The sequence below is a fragment of the Actinacidiphila glaucinigra genome, from assembly GCF_035918135.1.
GTDB classification, from domain to species: domain Bacteria; phylum Actinomycetota; class Actinomycetes; order Streptomycetales; family Streptomycetaceae; genus Actinacidiphila; species Actinacidiphila glaucinigra.
This window is the reverse complement of the sequence record NZ_CP109144.1, coordinates 4045288-4070090: the sequence shown is the minus strand read 5'-3', so window position 1 is coordinate 4070090 and position 24803 is coordinate 4045288. Positions and strand designations below refer to the sequence as shown.

28 protein-coding genes and 3 tRNA genes are annotated in these 24803 nt (G+C 71.8%); 20 read left to right on the top strand and 11 right to left on the bottom strand.

Translation table 11 applies throughout. The annotated features are described in order from the left end of the window. The first annotated feature begins 95 nt into the window (after window positions 1–95). From OIE69_RS18005 to OIE69_RS17950, 12 genes are all read left to right on the top strand, one after another. Window positions 96–464, top strand: coding sequence for an NADH-quinone oxidoreductase subunit A (locus OIE69_RS18005; protein ID WP_326572910.1), 369 nt, complete (start codon window positions 96–98; stop codon window positions 462–464). Further along, window positions 455–1072, top strand: coding sequence for an NADH-quinone oxidoreductase subunit B (locus OIE69_RS18000; protein WP_326572909.1), 618 nt, complete (start codon window positions 455–457; stop codon window positions 1070–1072). Before OIE69_RS18005 ends, OIE69_RS18000 begins: the two co-directional genes overlap by 10 nt. Continuing rightward, window positions 1069–2175, top strand: a complete 1107-nt coding sequence (locus OIE69_RS17995; protein WP_326572908.1) for an NADH-quinone oxidoreductase subunit C — start codon at window positions 1069–1071, stop codon at window positions 2173–2175. Before OIE69_RS18000 ends, OIE69_RS17995 begins: the two co-directional genes overlap by 4 nt. After that, window positions 2172–3134, top strand: a complete 963-nt coding sequence (gene nuoH / locus OIE69_RS17990) for an NADH-quinone oxidoreductase subunit NuoH (RefSeq protein ID WP_018558824.1) — start codon at window positions 2172–2174, stop codon at window positions 3132–3134. The genes OIE69_RS17995 and nuoH overlap by 4 nt, the downstream gene beginning before the upstream one ends. Next, window positions 3134–3709: a NuoI/complex I 23 kDa subunit family protein gene (locus tag OIE69_RS17985; protein ID WP_326572907.1), complete on the top strand. Its 576-nt coding sequence runs from the start codon at window positions 3134–3136 to the stop codon at window positions 3707–3709. Before nuoH ends, OIE69_RS17985 begins: the two co-directional genes overlap by 1 nt. Next, on the top strand, window positions 3706–4263 hold the full coding sequence (locus OIE69_RS17980) for an NADH-quinone oxidoreductase subunit J family protein (protein WP_326572906.1): 558 nt from the start codon (window positions 3706–3708) through the stop codon (window positions 4261–4263). Before OIE69_RS17985 ends, OIE69_RS17980 begins: the two co-directional genes overlap by 4 nt. Beyond that, entirely contained in the window at window positions 4263–4649 is a 387-nt protein-coding gene (nuoK, locus tag OIE69_RS17975; RefSeq protein WP_326572905.1) for an NADH-quinone oxidoreductase subunit NuoK, read from the top strand. The genes OIE69_RS17980 and nuoK overlap by 1 nt, the downstream gene beginning before the upstream one ends. Further along, window positions 4646–6646 (top strand): NADH-quinone oxidoreductase subunit 5 family protein, encoded by a 2001-nt coding sequence (locus OIE69_RS17970; RefSeq protein ID WP_326572904.1) that lies wholly within the window; start codon window positions 4646–4648, stop codon window positions 6644–6646. Before nuoK ends, OIE69_RS17970 begins: the two co-directional genes overlap by 4 nt. A 3-nt stretch (window positions 6647–6649) precedes the next feature. Further along, the gene (locus OIE69_RS17965; RefSeq protein ID WP_326572903.1) at window positions 6650–8215 is read left to right on the top strand and encodes a complex I subunit 4 family protein; all 1566 of its coding nucleotides are present in this window, start codon (window positions 6650–6652) and stop codon (window positions 8213–8215) included. Continuing rightward, a complete protein-coding gene (locus tag OIE69_RS17960) occupies window positions 8215–9723 on the top strand; it encodes an NADH-quinone oxidoreductase subunit N (RefSeq protein ID WP_326572902.1) in 1509 nt (502 codons plus the stop codon). Before OIE69_RS17965 ends, OIE69_RS17960 begins: the two co-directional genes overlap by 1 nt. A 120-nt stretch (window positions 9724–9843) precedes the next feature. Then, the gene (htpX, locus tag OIE69_RS17955) at window positions 9844–10704 is read left to right on the top strand and encodes a zinc metalloprotease HtpX (RefSeq protein WP_326572901.1); all 861 of its coding nucleotides are present in this window, start codon (window positions 9844–9846) and stop codon (window positions 10702–10704) included. Window positions 10705–10821: 117 nt separating this feature from the next. Continuing rightward, window positions 10822–11223, top strand: a complete 402-nt coding sequence (locus tag OIE69_RS17950) for a YccF domain-containing protein (RefSeq protein ID WP_326572900.1) — start codon at window positions 10822–10824, stop codon at window positions 11221–11223. A gap of 28 nt (window positions 11224–11251) precedes the next feature. On the opposite strand, the gene OIE69_RS17945 is transcribed toward OIE69_RS17950, so the two are convergent. From OIE69_RS17945 to OIE69_RS17930, 4 genes are all read right to left on the bottom strand, one after another. Continuing rightward, on the bottom strand, window positions 11252–12634 hold the full coding sequence (locus tag OIE69_RS17945; RefSeq protein ID WP_326572899.1) for an FAD-binding oxidoreductase: 1383 nt from the start codon (window positions 12632–12634) through the stop codon (window positions 11252–11254). A 76-nt stretch (window positions 12635–12710) separates the two neighbouring features. After that, the gene (locus tag OIE69_RS17940; RefSeq protein ID WP_326572898.1) at window positions 12711–13163 is read right to left on the bottom strand and encodes a flavodoxin family protein; all 453 of its coding nucleotides are present in this window, start codon (window positions 13161–13163) and stop codon (window positions 12711–12713) included. Next, on the bottom strand, window positions 13164–14486 hold the full coding sequence (locus tag OIE69_RS17935) for a radical SAM protein (RefSeq protein WP_326572897.1): 1323 nt from the start codon (window positions 14484–14486) through the stop codon (window positions 13164–13166). A 192-nt stretch (window positions 14487–14678) separates the two neighbouring features. After that, window positions 14679–15167 (bottom strand): YajQ family cyclic di-GMP-binding protein, encoded by a 489-nt coding sequence (locus tag OIE69_RS17930; protein WP_018558836.1) that lies wholly within the window; start codon window positions 15165–15167, stop codon window positions 14679–14681. A gap of 189 nt (window positions 15168–15356) precedes the next feature. On the opposite strand from OIE69_RS17930, the gene OIE69_RS17925 reads away from it, so the two are divergent. Next, window positions 15357–15438: transfer RNA gene (locus OIE69_RS17925), tRNA-Tyr, on the top strand. A gap of 471 nt (window positions 15439–15909) precedes the next feature. Beyond that, on the top strand, window positions 15910–16737 hold the full coding sequence (locus tag OIE69_RS17920) for a hypothetical protein (RefSeq protein ID WP_326572896.1): 828 nt from the start codon (window positions 15910–15912) through the stop codon (window positions 16735–16737). 250 nt (window positions 16738–16987) lie between these two features. On the opposite strand, the gene OIE69_RS17915 is transcribed toward OIE69_RS17920, so the two are convergent. The 4 genes from OIE69_RS17915 to OIE69_RS17900 form a co-directional block, all read right to left on the bottom strand. Then, a complete protein-coding gene (locus tag OIE69_RS17915; RefSeq protein ID WP_326572895.1) occupies window positions 16988–17518 on the bottom strand; it encodes a DUF2218 domain-containing protein in 531 nt (176 codons plus the stop codon). A 94-nt stretch (window positions 17519–17612) separates the two neighbouring features. Then, the gene (locus tag OIE69_RS17910; RefSeq protein ID WP_326572894.1) at window positions 17613–18401 is read right to left on the bottom strand and encodes a hypothetical protein; all 789 of its coding nucleotides are present in this window, start codon (window positions 18399–18401) and stop codon (window positions 17613–17615) included. Beyond that, window positions 18398–18955, bottom strand: a complete 558-nt coding sequence (locus OIE69_RS17905; protein ID WP_326572893.1) for a SigE family RNA polymerase sigma factor — start codon at window positions 18953–18955, stop codon at window positions 18398–18400. Before OIE69_RS17905 ends, OIE69_RS17910 begins: the two co-directional genes overlap by 4 nt. A 30-nt stretch (window positions 18956–18985) precedes the next feature. Next, a complete protein-coding gene (locus OIE69_RS17900) occupies window positions 18986–19645 on the bottom strand; it encodes a hypothetical protein (protein ID WP_326572892.1) in 660 nt (219 codons plus the stop codon). A gap of 325 nt (window positions 19646–19970) precedes the next feature. On the opposite strand from OIE69_RS17900, the gene OIE69_RS17895 reads away from it, so the two are divergent. The 3 genes from OIE69_RS17895 to OIE69_RS17885 all read left to right on the top strand — a co-directional run bounded on the left by OIE69_RS17895 (window position 19971) and on the right by OIE69_RS17885 (window position 21572). Then, window positions 19971–20510 carry a hypothetical protein gene (locus OIE69_RS17895; RefSeq protein ID WP_326572891.1) on the top strand — a complete coding sequence of 180 codons (540 nt, stop codon included), beginning with the start codon at window positions 19971–19973 and terminating at the stop codon, window positions 20508–20510. A gap of 109 nt (window positions 20511–20619) precedes the next feature. Next, window positions 20620–21171 (top strand): DoxX family protein, encoded by a 552-nt coding sequence (locus tag OIE69_RS17890; RefSeq protein ID WP_326572890.1) that lies wholly within the window; start codon window positions 20620–20622, stop codon window positions 21169–21171. A 155-nt stretch (window positions 21172–21326) separates the two neighbouring features. Further along, on the top strand, window positions 21327–21572 hold the full coding sequence (locus OIE69_RS17885; RefSeq protein WP_326572889.1) for a hypothetical protein: 246 nt from the start codon (window positions 21327–21329) through the stop codon (window positions 21570–21572). Here the strand turns inward: OIE69_RS17885 and OIE69_RS17880 are convergent. From OIE69_RS17880 to OIE69_RS17870, 3 genes are all read right to left on the bottom strand, one after another. After that, entirely contained in the window at window positions 21542–22009 is a 468-nt protein-coding gene (locus OIE69_RS17880; RefSeq protein ID WP_326572888.1) for a nuclear transport factor 2 family protein, read from the bottom strand. The genes OIE69_RS17885 and OIE69_RS17880 overlap by 31 nt on opposite strands. 173 nt (window positions 22010–22182) lie before the next feature. Then, the gene (locus tag OIE69_RS17875) at window positions 22183–22845 is read right to left on the bottom strand and encodes an NAD(P)H-binding protein (protein WP_326572886.1); all 663 of its coding nucleotides are present in this window, start codon (window positions 22843–22845) and stop codon (window positions 22183–22185) included. A gap of 28 nt (window positions 22846–22873) precedes the next feature. Continuing rightward, window positions 22874–24118: an amidohydrolase family protein gene (locus tag OIE69_RS17870; protein WP_326572885.1), complete on the bottom strand. Its 1245-nt coding sequence runs from the start codon at window positions 24116–24118 to the stop codon at window positions 22874–22876. A gap of 213 nt (window positions 24119–24331) precedes the next feature. Between OIE69_RS17870 and OIE69_RS17865 the strand changes: the two genes are divergently transcribed. The 3 genes from OIE69_RS17865 to rpmG all read left to right on the top strand — a co-directional run bounded on the left by OIE69_RS17865 (window position 24332) and on the right by rpmG (window position 24775). Further along, window positions 24332–24404, top strand: a tRNA-Thr gene (locus OIE69_RS17865). 46 nt (window positions 24405–24450) lie between these two features. After that, window positions 24451–24523: transfer RNA gene (locus OIE69_RS17860), tRNA-Met, on the top strand. Between the two features lie 87 nt (window positions 24524–24610). Next, window positions 24611–24775, top strand: a complete 165-nt coding sequence (rpmG, locus tag OIE69_RS17855) for a 50S ribosomal protein L33 (RefSeq protein WP_004571794.1) — start codon at window positions 24611–24613, stop codon at window positions 24773–24775. Window positions 24776–24803: the final 28 nt, after the last annotated feature.

Below are 24803 nucleotides of genomic sequence, written 5' to 3'. Positions count from 1 at the left end.
AGGCAGGGCCTAGACTCCGATCGTACAGATCGTCTAAAGATCCACCGGGATCGCTGGACAACGCGCTTACGACGAGAAACGAGGGGCGGACGGACGTGGACTACTTCCACGGCTACTCGGTCGTCGGGCTGGTCGCGGTGCTCGGGGTGCTCTTCGTGACCGTGGCCTTCGGGGCCGGTCGCCTGCTGCGGCCCGTGGTGCCGACGCAGGAGAAGATGCTCACGTACGAGTGCGGCGTCGACCCCGTCGGCGAGGGCTGGGCGCACACCCAGATCCGCTACTACGTCTACTCCTTCCTCTACGTCGTCTTCGCGGTCGACGCGATCTTCCTCTTCCCCTGGGCGACGGTGTTCGCCGCCGAGGGGTACGGCGGCACGACGCTGGTCGAGATGTTCGTCTTCCTCGGCTTCCTCGCCGTCGGTCTGCTCTACGCCTGGAAGAAGGGCGTCCTGGAATGGACGTGACCGATATGACCGATGTGAGCACTCCCGAGTACCTGCCGGAGCCGCGCCGCCTCGGTACACTCGCGCGCCTGGCACCCGAGCCGATGAAGGTGGTCCTGAACTGGGGCCGCCGCTACAGCCTGTGGGTCTTCAACTTCGGGCTCGCCTGCTGCGCCATCGAGTTCATCGCCGCCTCCATGGCCCGGCACGACTTCATCCGGCTCGGCGTGATCCCCTTCGCGCCCGGCCCGCGCCAGGCCGACCTCATGGTCGTCTCGGGCACCGTCACCGACAAGATGGCCCCGGCCGTGAAGCGTCTGTACGAGCAGATGCCCGAGCCGAAGTACGTCATCTCCTTCGGCGCCTGCTCCAACTGCGGCGGCCCCTACTGGGATTCGTACTCCGTGACCAAGGGCGTCGACCAGATCATCCCCGTCGACGTCTATGTGCCCGGCTGCCCGCCGCGGCCCGAGGCGCTGCTGCAGGGCATCCTCAAGCTGCAGGAGAAGATCGCCCGCGAGTCGCTCGCCGAGCGCTACGGCGACGGCGGCACCCCGCGCGCGTCCACCGCGGCGCTGCGCAGCGGCCTCGTCCAGGCCCCGCCGCCGCCCGGGGAGGCCGCGAAGTGACCACGCCCTTCGACCGGCTCCCCGAGCAGGACGCCGTCGCCGAGGTCTTCGGCGCCGAGGCCACGGCGGAGGAGGCGTACGGCCTGCTGACCGTCGATGTCCCCGCCGCCTCCTGGACGGACGCCCTGCGCGCCGCTCGGGACACCCTCGGCTGCACCTTCTTCGACTGGCTCAGCGCCGTCGACGAAGGCGGCACCGGCTTCCGCGTCTGCGCCCACGTCGTCGCCCCCGCGGTCGGCTCGGTGCGGCGCCTGATGATCCGTACGACCGTCCCGCACGAGGCACCGGTCCTGCCGACCGCCGTCGGCGTCTACGCGGGCGCCGCCTGGCACGAGCGCGAGACGCACGAGATGTTCGGCGTCGACTTCACCGGGCACCCGCACCTGGTGCCGCTGCTGCTGCCCGAAGGCTTCGAGGGGCACCCGCTGCGCAAGGACTTCGTGCTGGCGGCACGCGTCGCGAAGGCGTGGCCCGGCGCGAAGGAGCCGGGGGAGTCCGATCACGGCGGCCCCAAGCGGCGTCAGATGCTGCCCCCCGGCGTGCCCGATCCCAACGACTGGGGCCCGATGAAGGGCCAGCTCCCGCCCGCGCCGGCGCGCCCCGCCCGCACCCCGCGCGCTGCCGGAGCCGCCGGTGCGGCGGCTGCCGCCGAGCGCCCGGCCCGGCGTACCCGCAGCGTCACCGAGGGCTCCGCCAGCCAGGGTGCCGCCGAGGCCCCGGCAGCGCCCGCGGCCCCGGCCGCCACCCCGCGACGCGCCCGCTCGGCGAGCGACGGCTCGGCCGGGCAGACCGGGCAGACCGGGCAGACCGGAGCCGTCGAGGCCCCGGCAGCTGCTCCGGTGACCCCCGCGGCTCCCGGGACGACGCCCCGCAAGCGCACCCCGGACGCCCCCTGGGACGTCCCCCGCGACACCGGACCGGCCACCGCCGCTCCGGCGGCGAAACCCGACGCGGCGGAGCCCGACGCGGCGAAACCCGGGAAACCCGCGCCGCCTGCCGAGGGCGGCACCGGCGAGCCCGCCGAAAGCTCCCCCGACGGCAGCCCGGCCACCGAGCCGGACACCCCCGGCAACGACGAAGCGGAAGGAGGCAGCACACCGTGAGCGACGCCCTCGAAGTGATCCTCCGGCTGCTCGCCGTGCTCGTCGCCTTCCTCGTCCTGCCCCTGGTCGTCGGCCAGACCGAGCACAAGGTCATGGCCCACATGCAGGGACGTCTCGGGCCCATGTACGCCGGCGGCTTCCACGGCTGGGCCCAGCTCGTCGCCGACGGCGTGAAGTTCGCGCAGAAGGAGGACGTGGTCCCGGCCGACGCCGACCGGAAGATCTTCCAACTCGCGCCCGCCGTCGCGCTGCTGCCCTACCTCCTGGTCCTCATCGCGATCCCGATCGGCCCGGGCGGACTCGTCGGCCAGGACATCGACGCGGGCCTGTTCTTCGTCCTCGCCGTGATGGGCGTGGGCGTGCTCGGCTCGCTCATGGCCGGCTGGGCCTCGGCCAACAAGTTCTCCCTCCTCGGCGGTCTGCGCAGCGCCGCACAGCTGATGTCGTACGAGCTGCCGATGCTGCTCGCCGCCGCGTCCGTCGCCATGGCGGCCGGGACGCTGTCGCTGCCCGGCATCGTCGACGCGTACGCCTGGTGGTGGACGCCGTGGCAGCTGATCGGAGCCGTCGTGTTCTTCACGGCCGGCCTCGCCGAACTCCAGCGCCCGCCCTTCGACATGCCCGTCGCGGACTCGGAGATCATCTTCGGCGCCTACACCGAGTACACGGGCCTGCGGTTCGCCCTGTTCCTGCTCGCGGAGTACGCCGGCATCGTCGTGCTGTGCGGCCTGACGACCGTCCTGTTCCTGGGCGGCTGGCACGGCCCCTGGTCCGACAGCGTCGGCTGGTTGTGGACGTTGCTCAAGACCGCGGCCCTGGCCTTCGTCGTGATCTGGCTCCGGGTCACCTACCCCCGGCTGCGCGAGGACCAGCTGCAGAGGTTCGCGTGGACCGTCCTCATCCCGCTCGCCCTGACCCAGATCGCGCTCACCGGCGTGGTGAAGGTGGTGATCTCCTGATGGGCATCCCCGGTTCCGGCCTGGCCAAGGGCCTCGCCGTCACCCTGCGCACGATGACCCGGCGCTCGCACACCGCGCAGTACCCCGAGGTGCAGCCCGAACTGCCGCCCCGCACCCGCGGAGTGATCGCGCTGTTCGAGGAGAACTGCACGGTCTGCATGCTGTGCGCCCGCGAGTGCCCCGACTGGTGCATCTACATCGACTCCCACAAGGAGACGGTGCCCGCCGCCGCCCCCGGCGGCCGCGAGCGCAGCCGCAACGTGCTGGACCGCTTCGCCATCGACTTCTCGCTGTGCATGTACTGCGGCATCTGCATCGAGGTGTGCCCCTTCGACGCCCTGTTCTGGTCGCCGGAGTTCGAGTATGCGGAGACCGACATCCTCGAACTCACCCACGAGCGCGACAAGCTGCGCGAGTGGATGTGGACGGTGCCCGCCCCGCCGCCGCTCGACCCGGCCGCCGAGGAGCCCAAGGAGCTGGGTGCCGCCCGCAAGGCCGCGGAGAAGGCCGCCGCCGCGGCCGCCGCCCAGGGCGAGGCAGAGACCGAGCACGAGCAGCCGGGGGGCGAGGCGTGAACGTCGCCGCAGCCCACCCCGGCTTCCTGTCCCCGACCGGGGTCGAGATCGTCTTCGTCCTCGTCGGCGTCGCGACCCTCGCCGCCGCCCTCATCAGCGTCACCACCAAGCAGCTGGTGCACGCCGCGCTGTGGCTGGTCGTCGCGCTCGGCGGCGTCGCCGTCGAATACCTCCTCCTCACCGCCGAGTTCATCGCCTGGGTGCAGGTGCTGATCTACGTCGGGTCCGTCGTCGTGCTCGTGCTGTTCGGCCTGATGCTCACCAAGGCGCCCATCGGGCGTTCCCCGGACGCCGACTCCGGCAACCGGATCGCGGCCCTCGCCGTGGCCGTCGCCGCCGCGGGCACGCTGGTGTGGGTCGTGGTGGACGCCTTCCGGTCCACCTGGATCGACGTGGACGGCGCCGCGCAGGGCTCCACCAAGGTCACCGGCGAGATCCTCTTCCGCCACTGGGTGCTGCCGTTCGAGGCGCTGTCCGTGCTCCTGCTCGCCGCGCTCGTCGGTGCGATCGTCCTGTCCCGCAAGCAGTCCCGTCAGCAGCCGGGGGAGCGCTGATGCATCTCGCCTATCCCGCCGTCCTCGCCGCCCTCCTGTTCTCCGTCGGCCTGTACGGCGTCCTCGCCCGGCGCAACGCGATCCTCGTCCTGATGTCGGTCGAGCTGATGCTGAACGCGGTCAACCTCAACCTGGTCGCCTTCGACGTCTGGCTCCGCGACACCCTCCACGCCGGGCAGGCGCTGACGCTGTTCGTCATCGTCATCGCCGCCGCCGAGATCGGCATCGGTCTCGCCATCGTGCTGCTGGTGTACCGCAACCGGGGCAGCTCGGACGTCGACCGCCTGACCGACCTCGCCGAGCACGGACCGCATGATCCGCGCGACCCGCAGGGCGAAGGGGCCGGGCCCTCCGCACCCGAAGAGAAGACCGAGGCCGCAGCGTGACCCTGACGACCCTCGCCGTCCTCGTCCCCCTCCTCCCCTTCCTCGGCGCCGTCGGCGGTCTGCTGCTCGGCCGCGCCGCTCCCGGCTTCGTCCGGCCGCTGGCCGTGCTGCCCACCGCGACCGCGTTCGTGCTGGCCGTCGTCGTCGCCGTACGGCAGGGCAGCGGCCCCGCCACCGACGCCGCGACCCGGCTCACCCCGACCGGCTCGGTGCCCGTCGACCTGGCCCTGCACCTCGACGGCTTCGCGGTGCTCATCGCCGTCCTTGTCGGGCTGGTCGCCACCTGCGTACAGCTGTACTCCACGGCCTATCTGCGCCACGACCCCCGGTACGCCTCCTACTCCGCCCTGGTCTCCCTCTTCACCGCCGCCATGTTCCTGGTCGTCTACACCGGCGACCTGATGGTGCTGCTGGTCGGCTGGGAGATCATGGGCATCTGTTCGTACTTCCTGGTCGGCCACTACTGGGAGACCGAGGTCGCCCGGGCCGCCTCCCTCAAGGCCTTCCTCGTCACCAAGCTCGGTGACGTCCCCTTCCTGATCGGTGTCTTCGCGCTCGCCGCCGACGCCGGGACCTTCCGGATCAACGGCATCCTCACCGCCGCGACCCACGGCGGGATCGCGCACCCGACCGTCGTCGGCCTGCTGCTGCTCGCCGGAGTAGCCGGCAAGTCGGCGCAGTTCCCGCTGCACACCTGGCTGCCCGACGCGATGGCCGGCCCCACGCCGGTGTCCGCGCTGATCCACGCCGCCACGATGGTCGCGGCCGGCATCTACCTCGTCGCCCGGCTGCTGCCGGTCTTCGAGGCCTCCACCGTCACCCTCGCGGTGCTCGGCGTACTGGCCGCCGTCACCATGATCGGCTCCGCTCTGGCCGCGCTCGCCCAGGACGACATCAAACGCGTGCTCGCCTACTCGACGATCGGCCAGCTCGGCTACATGGCCGCCGCCCTCGCCGTCGGCGACCGCAGCGCCGCCGTGTTCCACCTCGTCTCGCACGGTGCCTTCAAGGCCCTCCTCTTCCTCGCCGCCGGCGTCGTCATCCACGCCGCCGGCACCAACTCGCTGGCCGCGATGTCCCGCATGGGCGACCTCGGCAAGCGCGCCCCCGACGCCATGTGGACCATGGGCATCGCATTGGCCGCCCTGGCCGCCGTCCCGCCCTTCTCCGGCTTCTTCTCCAAGGAGTCGGTGCTGCGGGCAGCCGAGCACGCCGCCTCCGGACACGCCGAGGGCGTGCCGTCGGCCGTCGGCTGGCTCGTCCTGGTCGCCGCGCTGCTCACCGCCGTGCTCACCGCCGGCTACGCCACGCGCCTGTTCCTCCTCGCTTTCCGCGGCCGGGGCGCCGCGGCGCCCGAGGCCCACGGCAGGGAACCGGCCCTCATGACCGTCGTGCTGTGGGTGCTGGCCGTACCGACCCTCGCCTTCGGCGCCGTCGCCCTCGTGCCCTCGCTCCTCGACCTCCCTGCCTGGCTCGACGGCAACGAACTCGCCCCGACCCTGGTCACCTCGATCCTCGGCGTCGGCCTCGCCGTCGTCGGCATCCTCGCGACCTACGGCGCCTGGCAGGCCGCCGCGACCCGCCGCACCGCGCCCATGGGCGCGGTGGTTTCCGCGGCGGCCGACGAGGAGCCGGCGCTCACCGAGGCCGCGGCGCTGCAGACCCACGAGCAGGTCTACGGGGACGTCGCCGCCGCACAGGACCCCGCCGACCCCGGACGCCTGCTGCTCGGCCCGCTCTTCGAGCCCGCCTCGCACGGTTTCCGCCTCGACGCCCTGTACGCGAAGCTCTTCGTCCGCCCGGTGCTCGCCGCCTCCGGCCTCGTCCGCTTCCTCGACCGCGAGGTCGTCGAGACGTACGTCCGCGGCGCGGGCGGAGTGCCCCGGCTGCTCGGCGCGCTCGTGCGCCGCACCCAGACGGGCAACGTGCAGACCTATATCAGCGTGCTGCTGGCCGGCTCCGTGATACTCGCCGTCCTCGTCGCCGTCGGAGCGTGAGCCGTGAACGACACCGTCCTCCAGTACGTCCTCGCGGCCGCCGTCGTCCTGCCGCTGCTCGGCGCCGCGGCGGCCCTGCTGCCGCCCCCGCCCGGCCTGAAGGGGAAGAACCCCGACCAGGCCGTGCTGCGCCACGGCGTCACCGTCACCGGTCTCGTCCTCGTCCTGAGCATCGTCCTCGCCGCGGGCTTCGACCACGACCACCCCGCGACGATGCAGGCGAGCACCGACATCAGCTGGATCCCGGCGCTCGGCATCCGCATCCACCTCGGCATCGACGGCATCAGCCTCCCCCTCCTCGTCCTGACCGCGCTGCTGACCTTCCTCTGCGCGCTCTACAGCTACTTCAAGATGCCCGCGGGTCCTTCCCCGAAGGCGTTCGTGGCGCTCCTGCTCCTCCTGGAGACGGGCACGCTCGCCACCTTCGCCGTGCTCGACCTGGTGCTCTTCTTCCTCGCCTTCGAGACCGTCCTCATCCCGATGTACTTCCTCATCGCCCGCTGGGGCGGCGAGAACCGGGAGAAGTCCGCCCTCCGCTTCATCCTCTACACACTGCTCGGTTCCGTGATCATGCTGCTCGGCCTGCTCCTCATCGGGCTGAAGGCCGGCACATTCGACATGGTGGCACTCGCCACTGACAACGGGTCACCGCTCAGTCACTCCACGCAGCTGATCGCCGTGCTCGCCATCGGCCTCGGCCTCGCCGTCAAGGCCCCGATGTGGCCGCTGCACAGCTGGCTCCCCGACGCGCACACCGCCGCGCCCACGGTCGGCTCGGTGCTCCTGGCCGGCGTCCTGCTCAAGATGGGCACCTACGGCTTCGTGCGGATCCTGCTCCCGGCCGCCCCCGAGGGCATGCAGACCTTCGCGCCCTACCTGGCCGCCCTCGCGGTCGTCGGCATCGTCTACGGGTCGCTGGCCTGCCTGGCCCTGGCCCGCCGCGGCGCCGGCGGCGACCTCAAGCGGCTCATCGCCTACAGCTCCGTCGGCCACATGGGCTTCGTGCTGCTCGGCATCGCGACCCTGACCCCCACCGGCGTCAACGGCGCGCTCTTCGCCAACATCGCCCACGGGCTCATCACCGGCCTGCTCTTCTTCCTGGTCGGCGCCCTCAAGGACCGCTACGGCTCCACCGACCTGGACAGCCTCGCCGGGCAGACCGGCGCCGCGCTGTACGGCAAGGCCCCCCGCATGGGCGGCCTGCTCGCCTTCGCGGCCGTCGCCTCTCTCGGCCTGCCGGGGCTGGCCGGTTTCTGGGGCGAGATGCTCGCGATGTTCGGGTCCTTCAAGCCCGCCCCGGGCCTGGACCGCGGCGCCTACCTGGTCTTCACCGCGGTCGCCGCCTTCGGCACCCTGCTCACCGCCGCGTACCTCCTCGTCGTCGTGCGCCGCGTGTGCATGGGCGAACGCGACACCGTCCAGGCCGCGCCGGCGCTCGCCGACGTCCGTGGCTACGAGTTCGCGGCCTGGACCCCGCTGGTCGTCCTGACCGTCCTCGCAGGCCTCTGGCCCGCCGCCCTGCTCGGCCTCACCGACCCGGCCGTGCGCACCCTGCTCGGAGGCAGCTGATGAGCACCCTCGCCACCTCCGTCGTCCAGTCGGTCGACTGGGCCGCGATCGCCCCGCCCGGCATCGTGGCCGCGGCCGCGCTCGTCGTGCTGGTCGCCGACCTCTTCCTGCCCGAGGGCCGCAAGCAGGCGCTGGTGGGGATCACCCTCGGCGGCCTCGTGCTCGCCGGGCTGAGCCTGCTGCCGCTGCTCGACGGCGACCGCAGCACGTTCTGCCTCGTCGGCAGCCCCGCCGACTGCTCCTACGTCGCCGACCGCTTCACGCTCGTCGTGCAACTGCTGGTCCTGGCCGGAGCGCTCGTCGCCGCCCTGCTGTCGGTGCACACCCTCGACGAGCTGCCGGCCGGCGAGTTCTGGTTCCTGCTGCTCTCCTCGGCCTCCGGCGCCGCACTGCTGCCCGCCTCACGCGACCTGGCGACCCTCGTGATCGCCCTGGAGGTCACCACCCTCCCGTCGTTCGCCCTGGTGGGGCTGCGCCGCGGCGACCGGCTGTCGAGCGAGGCGGCCCTGAAGTTCTTCCTGTCCTCGGTCGCCGCGACGGCCGTCACCCTGCTGGGCGTCAGCTTCGTCTACGCCGCGACGGGCACCCTCCACCTGGAGGCAATGGCCAAGGGGTTGCAGGGCGTCGACCCCCGCCTGGACACCCTCGCCGCGGCCGGCGCCGCCCTCACCGTCGTCGGCTTCGCCTTCAAGCTCGCCGTCGCCCCGTTCCACTTCTGGGTGCCCGACACCTACACCGGCGCCCCGCTCCCGGTCGCCGGCTACCTCTCGGTCGTCGGCAAGGCCGCCGGGTTCGCGGGCCTCATCCTCGTCACGGTCGTCGCCTTCCGGCCCTACGCGCACGTCTGGGGCCCCGCCGTCGCCGTCCTGGCCGCCCTCACGATGACCGTCGGCAACGTCGGCGCGCTGGTGCAGCGCCCCGACCGCCCGCGCAGCGCGGTCCGCCTGCTGGCCTGGTCGTCCATCGGCCAGGCGGGCTACCTGCTCGTCCCGATCGCCGCGGCCGCGTACACCGACCCCGACCGCCAGGTCGGCACCACCCTCGCCTACGCGCTGATGTACGCCGCCGTGAACCTCGGCGCCTTCGGCGTCGCCGCGCTCGTCGGCCGCACCGCGCCGCAGAACCGGCTCACCGACTACCGCGGCCTCCACGGCGGCCACCCGCTCGCCGCGCTGGCCATGGCCTTCTTCCTGCTCTGCCTGGCCGGTCTGCCGCCCGGCGTCATCGGCCTGTTCGCCAAGGTCGCCGTCTTCTCCTCGGCCGTCGACGCGGGCCTCGGCTGGCTGGCCGCCGTCATGGCCGTCAACGTCGTGATCGCGCTCGTGTACTACCTTCGGTGGACGGTCCTGCTCTTCGCGAAGCCCGGGACGGAGCCCGCGGCCGCCGCACGCCCGTCGGGCCCCTCGCGCCCGCTCGGCGCCGCCATCGCGCTCACCGCCGTCGTCGGGATCGTGCTGTCCGGCGCACCCCAGCTCGTCCTCCGCTTCGCCTCCGCCACCCTGCTCTGAGCACCCGGTCGGAAGGTGCACAAGGGAACTAACGCCCTTCGGGTGGCGTTGGCCCCTACGGGAGGTTCTCCTTGAACGAGGAGAGATGGTCCTCCTGATGCACAACTTGGAGGGTGTACCGTGCACCGCCGGCACAACGGCCTGAAGACCGCCGCGCTCCTGGGCGGAATGTCGGCTCTCATCCTGATCATCGGCAGCTTCTTCGGCCGTACGGGACTGATCGTCGCACTCGTCGTAGCCCTCGGGACCAACGCCTACGCGTACTGGAACAGCGACAAGATCGCGCTGCGCTCCATGCGCGCCCGCCCGGTCAGCGAGTTCGAGGCACCGGCGCTGTACCGGATGGTGCGCGAACTCTCCACCTCCGCCCGGCAGCCCATGCCGCGGCTCTACATCTCCCCGACCGAGGCCCCCAACGCCTTCGCCACCGGCCGCAACCCGCGCAACGCCGCCGTGTGCTGCACCGAGGGCATCCTGCGCCTGCTCGACGAGCGCGAACTGCGCGGCGTCATCGGCCACGAGCTGAGCCATGTCTACAACCGCGACATCCTCATCTCGTCCGTCGCCGGCGCCCTGGCCTCCGTGGTCATGTTCCTCGTCAACTTCGCCTGGCTGATCCCCGTCGGCCGCTCCGACGACGACGAGGGCCCCGGCCTGTTCGGCCTGCTCCTGATGATGATCCTCGGCCCCGTCGCGGCCTCCCTCATCCAGCTCGCCGTCAGTCGCTCCCGCGAGTACGAGGCAGACTCCTCAGGCGCCCGCCTCACCGGCGACCCGCTCGCCCTCGCCTCCGCGCTGCGCAAGCTGGAGACGGGCACCAAGCGCGCCCCGCTGCCGCCCGAGCCCCGGCTGGAGACCACCAGCCACCTCATGATCGCCAACCCGTTCCGCCCCGGCGACGTGTCCAAGCTCTTCTCCACCCACCCCCCGATGGCCGAGCGCATCGCCCGCCTCGAGGATATGGCCGGCCACCGCCGCTGAACGCGCACGTGCGGCCCGGACGGCGCGCGGGTACGGGCCCTGTGGAGGACGCCTGACGGAGCGGCGGCTCCCGCCCCCTGACGGGCGGGGCCCGCGGACGCATGGGAGGCTTGGGCAATGAAGGCGGTCAACATCGTCCTGAACGTCATATGGCTGATCATCTGGGGCCTGTGGATGGCGATCGGCTACGCCCTGCTGGGCCTGCTGATGTTCATCTTCATCATCACCATCCCCTGGGGGATCGCCTCCCTGAGGATCGCCAACTACGTGCTGTGGCCCTTCGGCCGCACCACGGTGGAACGCCGCGACGCGGGGGTCGGGTCGCTGCTGGGGAACATCATCTGGCTGGTCCTCGCGGGCATCTGGCTCGCCATCGGCCACGTGATCGCGGGCATCGGCTTCTGCCTGACGATCATCGGCATCCCGTTCGGCATCGCCAACTTCAAGATGGTGCCGATCTCCCTGGTGCCGCTCGGCCGCGAGATCGTCCCCGTCGAGGCCCCGTACGCCACCCGCTGAACCGAGGCCCGCGTCCCCCTGCGGGGCCTCAGTCCGGCTCGATGTTGTGGTTGAGCCGGAAGACGTTCTCCGGGTCGAACTCGGTCTTCACCCGTGCCAGCCGCCCCAGGTTGTGCGCACCGAGCCCGGCGATCACCCGGCCCTCGCCCTCGTCTCCGATGAAGTTCAGATAGACCGCGCCCGAGGACCACTGCCGCAGGTCGGCACGGACGTCGTGCGCCCACCGCCGGGCCCGCTCGTCGTCCGCCGGGTCCGCCCACAGACCGAACGGGTGCACCACCCACGGCGCCCGGCGCCAGGGCAGCGGGTAGTCGGCCGGAGCGCGCGCCACGGCGCCGCCCACGGGGAACAGCACGTGCTGCGAGGGGGAGGGGACCACCATGTCCCGGGCACGGGAGCAGAAGCGGTCCACGGCCTCGTCCGGGAAGTCGTCCAGGTACTCCGCCGACCAGTAGTTCCGGTAACCCGGCGGGTCGTCGAGCGCGGACTGCAGGTCCGCGTACGGCATCTCCGCCACCATGCGGCCCTGCGGACCGAGCGCGAGCAGCGGCTCCAGCACCTCGTGCGCCGCGTCCGCGGTGCCCGCGTACGTGAACACCACGGCGCAGGCGAGCCTTCCCACCAGGTGCTCCGGCACGAACTCCTCCGGTGGCCCGGTCAGGAAGAGCATGCCCCCGCCCACCTCGTCCGGCGCCGACGCCAGCAGGGTGCGGTAGGCGCGCAGCACTTCGGGGCCGGCTTCCGGCGGCCACAGCAGTACGGCCAGGGTGGCCGCGGGCAGCGGGTGCAGCCGCAGCGTGAGCGAGGTGGCGACGCCGAAGTTGCCGCCGCCCCCGTGCAGGGCCCAGAACAGCTCCGGGTTCTCGTCCTCGGCGGCCCGCACCAGGGTGCCGTCCGCCGTCATCAGCTCGGCCTCCGCCAGGTTGTCGCAGGCCAGCCCGAACTTGCGCTCCAGCCACCCCGATCCGCCCCCGAGGGTGAAGCCGCCCACCCCCGTGGTGGACACCCGGCCGCCGGTGGTGACCAGGTCGAACGGCTGCGTCGCCCGGTCCAGGTGGCTCATCGTGGCGCCCCCGCCGACCCGTGCCGTGCGCGCCCCCGGGTCGACGACCACCGCGTGCATGCGCCGCAGGTCGACGACGATGCCGCCGTCGCTCAGGGCGTTGCCGGCGACGCTGTGCCCGCCCCCGCGGACGGCGACCTCGAGCCCGCGCTCACGGCCGAAGCGGATCGCCGCGGCCACGTCGTCCACCGTCTCGCACAGGGCGATCACGGACGGCCTGCGGTCGATCATCGCGTTGAACAGCGTGCGGCTCTCGTCGTACGACGGGTCGCCCGGTGCGACGACCTCGCCCGCGAACCCCGAGCGCAGGGCGTCCACCGCCGCGTCGTCCAGGACATGGGGTGCCATGGATGCTGCCCCCTCTCTCCACCTCCACGGTAGGACGGGGGCATGGGCCCGGCACGTCGGCGCCGGGCCCGTGCGGTCAGTCCGCCAGCCCGGCGGCCAGCGTCGCGCCCAGCTCCCAGCAGGCCTGCAGATCGGCCTTGGACGGCTCCCCGGTGACCGTCACCTCCGCCGCGGCCTGCTCCCAGCCCAGGCCCGTGGTGATCGACCGGATCCCCCGCACCGTCCCCGTGACGTCGTTGCCGCCGTGCACGTAGAAGCCGAACGGGCGACCGCGCGTGCTGTCCAGGCAGGGGTAGTAGACCTGGTCGAAGAAGTGCTTGAGGGCCCCCGACATGTAGCCGAGGTTCGCCGTCGTGCCCAGCAGGTAGCCGTCCGCCGCGAGCACGTCGGAGGCGGTCGCCGCGAGGGCGGCCCGCCGTACGACGTCCACGCCCTCGATCTCGTCGGTGGTCGCGCCGGCGACCACCGCCTCGAACATCGCCTGCAGGTTGGGAGACGGCGTGTGATGCACGATCAGCAGAGCCGGCACTCAGCTCACTCCGACGGGCGCCGAAGCCGGCAGGCTGTCCATGAACGAGCTCACCGAGAACACCGCGTTGCCGGGACCGGCCGGGCCGTACCCGGGCGGCGAGCTCAGCCCGTACTCCTCCAGCGTCGCGCGGTACACGTCCAGCAGGCGGATGTGGTACTCCAGCGGCGCGCCCTCCGGGTTCGCCTTGCCCAGCGGGGTCGTCGGCTCCGGGCACCAGGTGGTGAAGCGCGGCGTGATGCCCCGCGACATGAAGAAGCGCAGGCCCTCCGCCGTGGAGTCGATCGCCTCCCCGACGGTGGTGAAGCCGAATGGCTCGGCCATCTCCACGCCCGCCACGAAGTTCGGGATCACATTGCGCGGGCCGAAGATCTCCGCCGAGTCCAGGATCCGGCGGTGCCACTCGTCCCGGCCGACGTAACGTTCCTTGCCGGGGCAGTACAACTCGAACAGACGGCGGTCCCACACCTCGTAGTTGGGGTGGTAGATCTGCACGCCGTAGTCCTTGAAGCGCTGCACGTCCTCCTTGGGCAGCGCCTGTGCGACGACCTTGCCGATCCAGCGGCCGGGGAAGCGCTCCTCGATGGCCTTCGCGTAGTGGCCGTAGAAGTCGGCCTCGTCCCGGCCTGCGACCTTGGAGGTGATCGCCCCGCCGGTGAGGGTGTACGCGGTGGAGGACTTCGTCTCGTCGTACTTGTCGATGATCTCCAGCGCCTCCAGCACCTCCTCGACCGGCTTCACACCCGTGTAGGGGCGGCCGGCCGCCTTGTGCTGGCGCCAGTTGTGGTTGATGTCGCAGTACTGGCACTCCTCCTTGGCGCCGAAGTACTGGCACACGCGGAAGACCGTGAGGTAGATCAGGTAGCCCCACTGGATCGTGGGCGCGACCTCCATCACCGACTTCCCGTTCTCCAGGCTGTGCCGGTAGTACGCCGGCATCGGCGGCAGGCCGACGTCCGCGATACGCACCCCGTCGAGGTAGAGGCCGAGCACACCGCGCCCGCCCGCCCGCACGCGGTACGGCGAGGCCGGGTTGACCCGTACCGACACCACCGTGCGGCGCAGGTCGTACGGCCCGCCGGTGAGCACGATCTCCTCCGGCGGCCGCTTCAGCGCGGCGGCGCCCAATTCGGGAAGCGTGCGATGGTCGAAGGAGAAGATGAAGTACGACTTCGGTTTGACGTCGCCGTCCTCGTTGCCGCTGAGCGCGGACTCGTCGAACGCGATCCCGCCGCGCAGCAGGTCCTCCTTGATGACCGCCTCGCGGGGAACGTGCGGGAAGCGGCTCATCAGGTCCTCGACCAAAGCGGTGCGGCTTTGCATGCCCGGCTCCATCCTCGAGACGCTGCCCCGGGTCCGCCGTCGACCGGCGGGGCAGTCCCGGGGAGACCTAACAGGAAGACACTACGCACCTGCGGCGGCTTCCCGGGCGGCACCCTCCGAATGCGCCCCGTCGTGCGCGCGGCAAAGGCCCCGGCCGCCTCCTCCCGACCGGGACCTCGGGCAGGACCCCGCTCAGCGGTAGTTCACGAACTGCAGCGCGAAGTCGAGGTCCTTGCCCTTCAGCAGCGCGATGACGGCTTGCAGGTCGTCCCGGCTCTTGGAGGTGACGCGCAGCTCCTCGCCCTGGACCTGGGCCTTGATGCCCTTGGGCCCCTCATCGCGGATGATCTTGGCGACCTTCTTGGCGTTCTCCTGCGAGATGCCTTCCTCGATGGTCGCGAAGATCTTGTACTCCTTGCCGGACAGCTGGGGCTCGCCCGCGTCCAGCGACTTCAGCGAGATCCCCCGCTTGACCAGCTTGGTCTCGAAGACGTCCAGGATGGCCTTGACCCGCTCCTCGGAGTTGGCCTGCATCAGGATCTTGTCCCCGGACCACGAGATCGACGCACCGACGTTCTTGAAGTCGTAGCGCTGCGAGATCTCCTTCGCGGCCTGGTTGAGGGCGTTGTCGACCTCCTGCCGCTCGACCTTCGAGACGATGTCGAAACTGGAGTCGGCCATCTTCTGTTGGCTCCTTGGCTCTGATCTGTCAGGTCCGCGACCCGCCACCGGGCCGCCCCCGCAAGCCTAGCCACCGGACCCGCCCGGAGCGCTGATCAATAGGGTGGCGGAGCACCCCCGCGCATCGGGTATTGTTTACGACGTCGCCAAGGGGGACCGCGCACAAGCGGCCCGCGGAGACACTTCCCAGGCGGTGTGCCCGAGTGGCCAATGGGAGCGGACTGTAAATCCGTCGGCTTAGCCTACCCAGGTTCGAATCCTGGCGCCGCCACAGTGGAAACACAGCCCCTGAGCTGCGGAAACGCAGCGCGGGGGCTGTTTTGTTTGCTCCGTCGGGTGGGGGCCGCCATCTCGCTCCGTCCCCTTCGCGCACGCTCTGCACCTGCGGTTGTGAACGGGGCGTGGACGGGAATCCGGGTCGACCTGCAGCTGGTGGGGGATCCGCGGGGTGTCCCCGCCGCGGCCGGGTGGGCGCCTGCTCGCTTCCCGACTGCTGTGGCGTGATCCTCGGCCGATCGCCGTGCTCAATCGCCAGGAGCCGGTGACACAGGTCGTCCGTGATCCTGGCTTCTACGACCCCTCGAAGAGGACGAGTGCTCGGTCTTCTGGTACTTCTGCCGGCCCCACGAGGTCTTGGCTGCGGGGGGCGGGGGCCGGGCGGTCAGGGCGGAAGGGCGGAAGGGCATGAACTCATCAGATAAGCTGCCGCCTCTTCCAACGGCATTCTGCTGAAGAGGTGTGAATGAAGACTGGCAGACGAATCGCCGCGGTGGCCACGCTTGTGGGGGCGCTGGGGCTCTCGGCGCTGAGCGCGCCGACGGCTCAGGCGGCGGACACCGGCATCACCGTGTCGAACATCGTCGTCAACAACGGCAAGCCGATCGTCGTCGGCACGTCGAAGGTGGTGGAGCCGTCCATGCGGTTCAACATCGCGCTGCCTTCCGGGTACAGCACCGCCGACCCGTCCCGCTACGACGCGTTCCCCTTCCTCTACCGCGGCAGCATCAACACGGCGGCGGACAGCGGGGAGAACTTCATCGGGCCGGGCGGCTACACCTGTTATGAGATCGACTCCAAGCACGCTCGCTGCGAGGGCAACCTCTACATCGACCCGCACCCGAGCCAGGAGCACGTCGACTCCAACAGTGACGCCACGACCTGGAAGGTCGGCGTCTCGCTGCGCCTGTGGAAGGCCAGCGGCGGCCTGAAGACCGCGGAACGGGAGACGCGCTCCACGACCGTCCAGCTCAAGCGCGCGGCCAAGGCCACCACCAACGCCTCGCCGGAGCCGGTCACCAAGGGCAAGCCGATCACCGTCACGGGCAAGCTGACCCGGGCGAACTGGAGCACGAAGAAGTACGGCGCCTACAGCGGCCGTTTGGTCAGCCTTCAGTTCCGCGCCAAGGGCACCGACACCTTCAAGACGGTCAAGAAGGCCACCACCAGCAGCACCGGGGGCCTGAAGACCACGGTCACCGCCTCGGCCGACGGTTACTACCGCTGGGTGTACTACGGCAACTCCACGACCGGCGTCGCCACCAGCGCCTCCGACTACGTCGACGTGCGCTAGAACCGGGCCGGGCGGTTCACTTCACGCGGACTGTGAAGCCGACGCCCGGTGGAATTCCAAAATCAGCCATGTGAGAGTCGGGCCCGGCGCGGCGCGCCGGGCCCGTTGGCGGGATCGCGATGGCCGGCCGACGGTCTCGACCGTGATCCGAGCGGTTCCTGAAACGTGGTCGGCGAGCGCGCGGCGTTCGTGCGACCGGCCCTGACTTCTGCCGCCGGCGGCGATGGACGACTACCGCGGATCAGTGGGCTTAGCGGGCCTTGCCGCGGCGTACGCCGCGGCGGCGGAGCAGGTGGACGGTCTTGGCCGAGAGGGCGGCCAGTACGGCGGCCAGGGCCCAGTGCTTCCAGGGGCCGGACGTCAACAGGAGCCCGCCCAGGCCCAGGTGGGCAGCGACGACCAGGACGACGACGGCTGCGATGCCGAGCTTCGTCCCGTGGCGCGGGCGGGGCGTGGTGGCCACCGCCGGTTGCCAGGTGACCGGAGGCGTGTCGGGCCCGCCGGTCTCCCGCAGGCGCTCGGTGATCAATCGCTGGACGCGCCGGAGGTCGTTCCGGTCGGCGGCCTCGACGCGGAGCGTCAGCGCATCGGGCCCAGCCTGCAGGGTGCACCGGCCGCCTTCGAATTCGATGGTCCCGTGTCTGTCGGACCAGTCGGTGAGGCGCTCGGGCTGCTGATGGCTGCCCACCGTGCCTGCCCACTCGCGCAGTCGCGCCAGGTACCGGGCCGGGTGGTCGGTACGTACGTGGCCTTTGGCCTGCTGCGGGTGCTCGGCGCCCATGATGAGGAACCCCCACCTTCCGTGGCCGGTGTGTCTCCTCCATGAGGACAGGGCGGCCGGGCGGTATGTGACAGCGGCCACGCCCGTTCCGGGGTCAGCGCCATTGGGTTTCGTGGGTGAGGCGGTGGTGGCGGTTGTCGTACTGGTCGACGGCGGAGATGGTCTTGCCGTCGGGTATGGCGACGGCCCAGGCACGGTAGTCGGTGCCGGGGACGGTGACCGTGGTGGCTTTGAGGTGGGTGCCGTCGGTGAGGTCGACGATGCCGTAGGCGATGGCGGCCTCGGGGTTGGAGACCATGAGGCGGGAGCCGCTGGTGCCTTTGCCGTGGAAGCCCCACAGGCCCATGCCGCCGCTGCCTGCGGGGTCGTGGGTGCCGGTGACGGGCTGGCAGTCGGACCAGGGGCCGCCCTGGTGGTCGATGCGGACGCCGTCGATGTACATGCGCTGGCACAGCAGTGCCGTGCCGGAGGCGGTGGTCCCGTTGGGCGCCGTGGGCAGTTCGTAGCCTTCCGGCAGCGTCCGGTGGAACTCCAGCGCCACCGACCAGGGGGCGCCGCCCGTCGTGCCCCCGCCCACCGAAACGGTGAGGGGCCCGGGCGTCGCTGTGGCGGTCGGGCTCGCGGCGGGGGAGGAATGCTGCGCGGGGCCGGCGGAAGGGTGGGGACCCTGGAGCGAGACGGCCAGGGCGGCGGCGAGGACGCAGGCGGCACCGGTCACGGCGCCGACGGCAGCGGCGGCGCGGTGGCGCTTCCTGCGGGCCCGCGCGGTGGCGAGGATCCGCTCGACGGGGGCCTGGGAGGAGGGGTAGGCGTCGCGCGACCGCGCGAAGGCGTCGCGCAGCCAGTCCTCTTGGGCGGGGCGTCGGTCGTGGTCGGGAGTCATCGTGCCTCTGCGGGGCGGCTGGACGGGTGAAGACGGGCGACGGTCCCCCGGTTGCGCAGTTTGTCCAGGGCCCGGGAAGCCTGGCTTTTCACGGTGCCGACCGAACAACCGAGGATGTCCGCCACTTCCTCCGCGGACAGGTCCTCGCAGTAGCGCAGCACGACGACCGCCCGCTGCCGCCCGGGCAGTTCGGCGAGCAGGCGGGCCAGGGCGTCGTAGCCGTCCACGCCCCCGACACCCGCCCCGTCCTCGGGGACGGGGCGGGTGTCGGGGAGCGACGGAAGGAGGAGGTGGGCGATCCTGCGGCGGCGGTGCCGGCTGCGGTTGGTGTTGACCAGCGCCCGCCGCACGTAGTGCTCGGCGTGCTCGGGCCGTAGCCGTCCCCAGTGCGGGTACACCCTGGCCAGCATGGACTGCACCAGGTCTTCCGCTTCGTGGAAGTCCCCGGTGAGCAGGTACGCGGTGTGGGTCAGGGCGCGCCAGCGGGCGGCGACGAACCGGGTGAACTCCGCTTCCGGTCCGCCGTCCTCGGCTCGGTGGTCACGTGGTTGCACGGCAGGAGGTGCCCGTCCTTCTTTCCGGGGTCAGCGCCAGTAGGTGTCGTGGGTGAGGCGGTGGTGGCGCTTGTCGTACTGGTCGACGGCGGAGATGGTCTTGCCGTCGGGTATGGCGACGGCCCAGGCACGGTAGTCGGTGCCGGGAACGGTGACCGTGGCGGCCTTCAGACGGGTGCCGTCGGTGAGGTCGACGATGCCGTAGGCGATGGCGGCCTCGGGGTTGGAGACCATGAGGCGGGAGCCGCTGGTGCCCTTGTCCTGGAAGCCCCACAGGCCCATGCCGCCGCTGCCTGCGGGGTCGTGGGTGCCGGTGACGGGCTGGCAGTCGGACCAGGGGCCGCCCTGGTGGTCGATGCGGACGCCGTCGATGTACATGCGCTGGCACAGCAGTGCCGTGCCGGGGGCGGTGGTGCCGTCGGGGGACGTGGGCAGTTCGTAGCCCTCGGGCAGCGTCCGGTGGAACTCCAGCGCCACCGACCAGCGCTTGCCGTCCACGCGGCCCTTGCCGATCAGCTGCGTGACGACCTGGGGCGTCTGCTTCCGGGGCGCGGCGACCGCCTTGGCGGCCACGGCGGCGGGGGATGTGCCGACCCGGTGCGCGGCCGGTGCCGCCGGGCCCGCCGGCGCCGCCATCGCGGAGGCGCCGAGCGACACCGCGCCGATGGCGACCGCTGCGGCGGTCGCCATGCCCGCCTTCCTGGCAAAACTGAGAACCACGGAGCATTTCTCCTTCGAAGCTGCCGCCCGGCACTGCGCCGGCCGGTCCTTGACGGCCGGCGCGGTGGGCCCGCGCGCCGGCCTGCGGCGGCCACCGGATGTGGTGGCCGCCGCGTGGACGTCTGTTCGTAGGTACTCCCGAAAACGAGCGGGGGGTTGCACGGCCCCGCAACTTCTTTCGCCGCGAGCCCGGTTGAGGCTGCACCGTACGGTGGCGTCCGGCGGGCCCCGCCGCGCGGGGCGCAGGGGGAGGGAGCCGGGAACGGCGGGCACGACCGCGTCCGAATGGTGGGCGATGCCCTCGCCGGGGGTCCGGGAAGAGGTCGACGGGTACGTCCTGCGGGACAACCTGTTCCCTGCGGTCCGCGTCGTCTTCCTGGCCGGCTGGGCCCGCGGACCCGGGCTCCACGACGCCCGGCTCGTCGTGGGCGGACGCTACGACCACCACGGCGACCGGATCGCCCGCCACGACTGGTTCGTGGACCTGCCGGCGATCACCGCGGATCCCGCTGGTGAGCAGCACCTGGCCACGATCCACCGGGGCGCGGCGTCGCGGTACCTCGGCGGGGAGCGGGACGCGAGCCGCCGCCACCCCTTGGCGGACGCCGCCGCCCGGGCCGGCCGGGCGCAGGCATCCGTCCTCTCGGTTCCCTTCCACTTCGCGAGTCCGGACACTCCAGCCACTCCGGACACCCCGGACGACCGGGCCCCGTGCCTGCGGCTCCGAGGGGGCGAGGTCACCGGTGCCATTCGGCACTTCCAGTATTTCGGGATGAGATGTACCAAAGAGGGGAAAGTGGTTGAAAGCGGCACACAGGCATCGCGTGCCTTCTGAGGGAGGAGGGATGCCTGTGTGATCCGTGGTGACCGCACCAACACGCTCCGCTGGTCCCCGGGACGGCCGGCGCCGCCCGTCGGGGCTTGGGGGCAGAAGAGGGTTCCCCATGAACTACATAGCTGAGCGATTGCGCGTTCCGCCGCAGACCGAGGGCGCCCCGACGGCACGGCCGCGGGTGACCGCCGGCGACTGCGGCCTGCTGCTGATCCGGCTCACCTTCGGCGTATTGATGGCGGGGCACGGGCTCCAGAAGACCCTCGGGTGGTTCGGCGGCCAGGGGCTCACCGGCACCGGCAAGGGTTTCGAGATGCTGGGCTACTCGCCGGGCAAGGTCTACGCCGCCATCTGCGGGGCCTCGGAGTTCCTGGGTGGCGTGGGGCTGGCGCTGGGGCTGTTCACCCCGCTCGCCGCGGCTGCTCTGATCGGCGTGATGATCAATGCCATGGCCACCGTGACCGGCGCCCGCGGGCTGTGGGACGAGCAGGGTGGCATCGAGTACAACCTGGCCATCACCGTCGTCGCCCTCGGCGTCGCCGCCATCGGCCCCGGGCGGCTCGCGCTGGACCGCTACTTCCGCTGGGGGAGGGGCGGCTGGGCCGATGCCGCCGTCGCCCTGGGCCTGGGCGGTGTGGGGGCCCTCATCGTCCTGAACCTGTAGGCCGCCCCCTGTCGTCGGTGCCCTCCTACGGCCCCGGGGTGCGGGGGAGTCCCGGGGCCGTAGGACGTCCGACGCCGGGCTCCGCCGCAAGCTCACCCCTACGAGTGACGTGTGAGACGTGCGCAGAAAATCGAACACGTGATGGAATTGCGTGCATGGCCAACACCGTGTTCCCGCCCGATCTGGTGCAGGCGCAGCGCGAATGGCACCGCACCTACGCGCGACTCGCAGCGGAGCCGGCGCATGCGGCGCTGCTGCGACGACGTCTGCTGTGGCTCTCCTGCCGTCTGTTCTGGCACCCCTATTGGCGTACCGGTCCGGGCCGCTCGCCCGCGGCCCGGGTGGAGTTGCGGCAGCAGGCGCGGGTCGCTCAGAACCCGAGGTCGGAAAGACCCGGGTGATCGTCGGGCCGCCGTCCCAGCAGCCAGTGGTACTTGCGCTCCGACTCGGCGATGGGGGTGTCGTTGATACTGGCCAGGCGTACGCGCATCAGGCCCTCGTCGTCGAACTCCCAGTTCTCGTTGCCGTAGGAGCGGTACCAGTTGCCGGAGTCGTCGTGGCACTCGTAGGCGAAGCGGACCGCGATGCGGTTGCCGTCGAAGGCCCAGAGCTCCTTGATGAGCCGGTACTCCTGCTCCCTCGTCCACTTCCGGGTGAGGAACGCGACGATCTCCTCCCGCCCGTGGAGGAACTCGCCGCGGTTCCGCCACCGGCTGTCCGGTGTGTAGGCGAGGGACACCTTCTCGGGGTCGCGACTGTTCCAGGCGTCCTCCGCGAGACGGACCTTCTCGATCGCGGTCTCGCGGGTGAACGGGGGTGCCGGGGGCTTCATCGGCATGCTCTCTCCGTGACGTCAGGGGATGGTGCTGGCCGTCCCGATACGATCAAGTGCAGCCCAGAGCCGTGCTGATCGCATCTCGGCCGTTCCCCCTCTACCCGCCCGCCCCAGCCCGCATCCGCGCCTCGCGGAAACGGGGTCCGGGGGCCGAGGCATCCGTTCCGGGGTGCGGTTCAGTTGCCGGCGACGTCCTTCACCGCGACTGACACCGGTGTGTGACCCTCGATCAGTTCCAGGGTGAGCCCCGCCGTCGAGGGTGTGTCGAGCAGCTCCGCGAGGACCGCCGCGACGTCGTCACGCGTTACCGAACCGCGCCCGGTGTCCGCGGCGAGCCGGACCCGCCCCGTGCCGGGGTCGTCGGTCAGACGGCCGGGGCGGACGATCGTCCACTCCAGGGCGGCACGGCGGCGCACCTCGGCGTCGGCGGCTCCCTTGGCGCGCAGATAGGCGGCGAAGACCTCGTCGGTGCCGGGGCGGGGGTCGGCCTCCGCCCCCATCGCGGAGACCATCAGGTAACGGCGTACGCCCGCGCGTTCGGCCGCGTCGGCCAGCAGCACGGCGGCGTCCCGGTCCACGGTCTCCTTGCGGGCGGCGCCGCTGCCCGGCCCCGCGCCCGCGGCGAAGACGACCGCGCCCGCGCCGGTCAGCGCCCGGGCCACCTCGTCCACCGACGCCGACTCCAGGTCGAGCACGATCGGCTCGGCGCCGGCCTCGCGCAGGTCATCGGCCTGTTCCGGCCTGCGGATGATGCCGGCCACCTCGTCCTCGCGCGCGGCGAGCAGCCGTTCCAGCCGCAGCGCGATCTGTCCATGTCCACCAGCAATCACAGTGCGCATGCCACCGACGCTACGCCCGGCGTGCCGTTCATGCCGGGTCACGGCGGCTCCTCGATTGACGTGGCAGGTCGAGCGCCAGGGTGTCGGTGTACTCGCGCACCGCGCTGGTCCGCGAGACGACCCGCCCCCGGTGGATGACGATCCGGCTGTACGCGAGCGACAGCGCGCTCTCCAGCCGGTCGGCGCGCACCGCGAGCAGTTCGGCGGGGAAGCCCGCCTCCACCCGCACCTCGGGCAGGCCCATGACCGCGCGGGCGTCCCGGCTCACCGCCTCGTAGGCCTCCCCGGGGGCGCACTCGCCGTGCGTGGCGAGCAGGAAGGCCGCCTCCAAGGGGTCGCCGCGGCCGACGGGGTTGGCCAGATCGCGCAGTGCGCCGCTGCCCGCGGCGATCCGGACGCCGGCCGCCCGCAGGGCCCGCACCGGCGCGGTGCCGCCCCGGCGCACCGACTCCATTGCGCCGCAGCCGCCCTGGGGGAGGGCGGTCAGCGAGACCCCGGCGGCGGCGAGCTGCCCGGCGAGGCGGACGGTGGTGTCGTACGGGAGCCGGGTCAGGCCGCCGCACGGGCCTAGGGCGACGCCGGGGCGCAGCCCTCCCGCCATCGCGGCGAGCCGGGAGAGCCGGGCCGGGTCGGCGGCGTCGGTGTGCAGGTCGACGGGGAGGCCGAACTCGGCGGCGACGGTGAGCACGGTCTCCGCGTAGCCGGCCGGGTCGGGGTCGAGGTCGGGGCAGCCGCCCACGACGTCGGCCCCCATCTTGAGGGCGTCGCGGAGCACGGCGAGGCCGTCAGCGCCCGCGGGCCCGGTGAGCACCCGGGGCACGGCCACGGTCTGCACGTCGACCAGGCCGCGCAGCGCGCGCCGGGCCTGCAGCGCCGCCTCCAGGGCGCGCAGCCCCTGTACGTCGCCGATGCGGATGTGGGTGCGGACCGCGGTGGCGCCGTGGCCGAGCTGGTGGAGGGCGCCCTCGGTGACCCTGCGCTGCACGTCCTCGGCGTCGTACGAGGGCGGGCCGGCGGAGCCGGCGGTCAGCGCCGTGTCGAGATGGGCATGGGGTTCGGCGGGGGCGGGCAGCAGGAGGTAGCCGCCGAGGTCGACCCGGGTGCCCTCGTGGAGGCTGCCGGCGGTGCCGACGGCCTCGATGCGCGCTCCGGCCAGACGCACGTCGACGGTGCGGCCGTCGGCGAGGCGGGCACCGCAGAGCAGGAGGGCGGGGGCTGGGGCGGCTTCACCGAGCGGGGGGTCGGTGGGCTGCTGCGGCTGGCTGTCGGTCATCGCGCTCCTCGGGGCCGGAGGCAAGATCACGCGGTTCCGAGCCTAGGGGGCTGCGCCCGGTCCGTCCGGGAAGAGCGAATAGTCGTACTGGTGACGTCAAGTGACGTATGGGGCCGAGCGGCTGGGGCGGCGGAGGCGGGAGGTGGTCCGGCGACTGCCCGCAAGATACGGATTTCACCTTCGGCGGCGGACCGTGTAATGTCTTCCTCGCTCGCCCCAATAGCTCAGTCGGCAGAGCGTCTCCATGGTAAGGAGAAGGTCTACGGTTCGATTCCGTATTGGGGCTCTGGTGATCGGATGACCCGCCACCCGGCGGGTGATCTTTTCATCGAAGCGGCGTAGCTCAGTCGGTAGAGCAAGCGGCTCATAATCGCTGTGTCACCGGTTCAAGTCCGGTCGCCGCTACCCGCGTAGCCGATTGTGGGATCGGTCCCTCAATCGGCTACTCTTTCCGTGTTCAAACCTTATTGCCGTTCGTCAAGGAGCACTCACGTGGCCGCCACCGACGTCCGCCCGAAGATCACGCTGGCCTGCGTGGAGTGCAAGGAGCGGAACTACATCACCAAGAAGAACCGGCGCAACGACCCGGACCGTCTTGAGATGAAGAAGCACTGCCCGCGCTGCAACGCGCACACCGCGCACCGCGAGACGCGCTGACCCAGGCCGTAAGACCAACGAGGCCGCC